A 3,150-nucleotide genomic window follows, 5' to 3' on the forward strand; every position below is an offset into this window, starting at 1 on the left:
CTTTGATGATCCAATAAGTGCTGACAATATGCAAAATGCCGTACAGGCTGTTATCCATGAAACGCAGACTATAGTAAATGGTTCAACTGTTAAACTTCGACTTACCAATGATATTTTTATCAATGGCATCAAGATTCCAAAGGATAATTTCTTGTTTGGAGTAGCTTCCTTAAAAGGGGAAAGACTCACAATTACCATAAACAGCTTGAGGTATAATAATTCTCTGTTCCCTGTTGATTTATCGGTATATGATATGGATGGACTCATAGGAATCTACATTCCAGGTGCCATTAGTAGAGATGTCGCCAAATCATCAGCCGATCGTTCCATGCAAACTTTAGGGGTTTCCTCTCTTGATGATTCTTGGGGTACTCAGGCAGCTGGAGTTGGTATTGAGGCGGCTAAAAGTCTTCTTAGCAAAAGCGTGAAACTGGTTAAGGTTGTAGTGAAAGCGGGATATCAAGTTCTGCTTCGTGATGAAAAACAAAAGGATTCCAATTAAAAATAAAAAAATAGAAACATGAAAAATTTTAATTTATTGATGGTGAAATGTCTATTGCTTATTACCATTAGTGCGTTTGCACAACAAACGAACAAAAATCGTCTATCCAAAATTGAATCCGATTCCTTAGCGATAGCGTACTCAAAAACGACCAATATCGTATTTCCTTTTGCTATCAAAAGTGTTGACAGGGGAAGTCAGGACGTGTTGGTTCAGAAAGTGAAAGGCCTTGAAAATATACTGATGATTAAGGCAGCACAGCAAGGATTTGTTCAAACGAACCTTACGGTGGTTACTGCCGATGGTCAGCTTTATTCTTTCGTTCTAAAATATGATGAACATTGCCCGCAGCTGAATCTCATTTTGAATAAGACAAAATCAGAAGCGCAAGAAATTTATTTTTCTTCTGGTACTGGAAATGAAGAGAATATTCAAAAGTATTCCAAATTGGCTTTTTATGACAAGAAAAAGTTACGAGGCGAAAAGGAAGTCAAGTATGACATTCAGTTTCAACTCAGCGGAATTTTTATCCGCGATGATGTGATGTACTACAGAATTAAGATAGCAAACAATTCTAAAATCAATTATGATGTTGATCAGCTACGTTTTTTTATACGTGACAATAAAAAAGTGAAACGAACTGCTTCACAGGAAATCGAAATTGTACCGATCTACATTCTAAATAATATAGCTACAATTGATGGAGAATCCGAAAATATATTCGTGTTTGCTTTTCCAAAATTTACAATTCCTGAACAAAAATACCTTGCCATACAGCTAATGGAAAAAAATGGTGGCAGACACGTGGAATTGCATGTGAACAACAAAAAACTAGTACAGGTTACTGTACTGCCCAAACTGTAAATTAGTAATCATTTAAAGAATTTAGTCATGAACGAGAAAAATTTTGAATACTTAAAAGACCAGGTTAAGTACACCGGCTTCGGTGAAGGACTGGAAAGTGAATTGAAGGAAAAAATGCAACAGGAGACTCCTAGTTTTACATTGAATTATAATACGAAATATGGCAATGATACTGCAGTAGCAACATTAAACTTTAAAAAGTCAAGCCAGAGTGATATGTATTTTTTTAATTCCTACCAAGTGAACCTACAAAAAGAGCAAGCTAAGGAATCTATGGAGCAAACTTTTTATGTTAATAAAGGGGGTATCACGATGAAAGAGGCTTATAATCTAATGGAAGGAAGGGCAGTTTATAAAGACTTGACCAATAAAGAAGAGCAGATTTATAAAGCTTGGGTGCAGCTGGATTTTAAAGAAGTTGATACAAATGGAAATTTTAAGTTAAATCATTATCATCAGAATTATGGTTATGATCTAGAAGCTGCATTGTCCAAACATCAAATCAAGGAATTAGAAAATCCTGAATATAAAAAGGATCTTATGGATTCGCTGAAAAAAGGAAACTTGCAATCTGCTACTTTCATAAAGGAAGGTAATGAGAGTAAGCAATATGTAGAAGCAAATCCTCAGTTCAAAACGATTAATGTGTATGATGATAATATGCATCGCATCAATAATCGAAAGTCTAAAGAGGAAAAGCAGTCTGAAGGGGAAAGTAAGTCAACTAAACAGGACAACAAAAAACAAAGTCAGAATGCTGACGATGATGGTCCTGATATACCGAAGGAAGGCAAGAAAAGAAGGAAAAGCCAGTCTAGTTCCATGTAGCAGATAGGACGATAAATAAAATTTGAGTTATGAATGAACCACTTCCCGTTAACAGAGTAGAGACAGAATTAAGCCAATGGCGCTCTAGGGAAGAGCGTTTTAGTAAACTGTTCTCTTTCAGTCTTTCTAACAATAGGACGCTACTTAAAGAAAAATTGCATCATTACGAGCGCATTGCAGCGAAGTATAAAAGCTCGCAGAATTTGGATGAGCGATTTGCTTTGCGGATGCTAAAGCAGGAAAAGAACAGAATACTGAAACAACTTTATCCTAACTTATTAGTACGTCTCGTTCGGAAAGTTTTGGTTGCACCATTAATAGAGCAAATTTCAATCCGACAGGATCTAAAGGAAGTAGAACAGAATAGTCAATCGCTGCACGATCTAGTGCAGCGTATTGGTTTTAGAGATTTGTCCGCTAGAATAGACCAGCAGATTAGTCAGGGTCAAGATCAGTTCAGTATTCCAGTTTCTTATTATATCAACGAAAAAGAACGACTCGATCATCAGCTTACTTTTGTTAAAGATCAGGCTGGGCATTATCAATTTGAAGGCTATAAAACTGCCTTGCAAAATGAATCAAAACCTGAAGAAACTAGACAGCACTATTTTAAAATGCAGGAAGATTATTCTATTGACACCACACAGGCTTACAATTTGTTGGCTGGGCGTGCGATTCAAAAAGAAGGATCCTGGATACAACTTGACCTTAACGATAAGGATTCGAATGGTAATTACCTTATAAAGGAATTTCATTCCGGATATGGTTATGATCTTGAAAAAGCAGTACAACAGTTACCATTAAAGGAACTATCAAATAAAACCGAAGCAGATAAGTTACAGGATGCCTTAAAACAAGGGAGCCGACAGTCAGTAATCCTAATTAAAAATGGAAATGAACATCGCTTTTATATTGAAGCTAATCCCCAGTTTAAATTGGTAAACATTTATGATGAA

General features: G+C 35.9%; 4 protein-coding genes. All 4 read left to right on the plus strand.

The annotated features are described in order from the left end of the window. Positions 1-502 (plus strand): conjugative transposon protein TraM (gene traM / locus FNW52_RS21240; protein WP_255515672.1); only part of this gene is annotated, 502 nt, incomplete at its 5' end. A gap of 18 nt (positions 503-520) precedes the next feature. Continuing rightward, a complete protein-coding gene (gene traN / locus FNW52_RS20345) occupies positions 521-1,366 on the plus strand; it encodes a conjugative transposon protein TraN (protein ID WP_143379302.1) in 846 nt (281 codons plus the stop codon). 27 nt (positions 1,367-1,393) lie between these two features. Continuing rightward, on the plus strand, positions 1,394-2,194 hold the full coding sequence (locus FNW52_RS20350; protein WP_143379303.1) for a hypothetical protein: 801 nt from the start codon (positions 1,394-1,396) through the stop codon (positions 2,192-2,194). Between the two features lie 29 nt (positions 2,195-2,223). Continuing rightward, on the plus strand, positions 2,224-3,150 hold a 927-nt coding region (locus FNW52_RS20355), incomplete at its 3' end, for a hypothetical protein (protein WP_143379304.1).

The sequence above is a fragment of the Flavobacterium sp. ZT3R18 genome, from assembly GCF_007097385.1.
In the GTDB taxonomy this organism is placed as follows: Bacteria; Bacteroidota; Bacteroidia; order Flavobacteriales; family Flavobacteriaceae; genus Flavobacterium.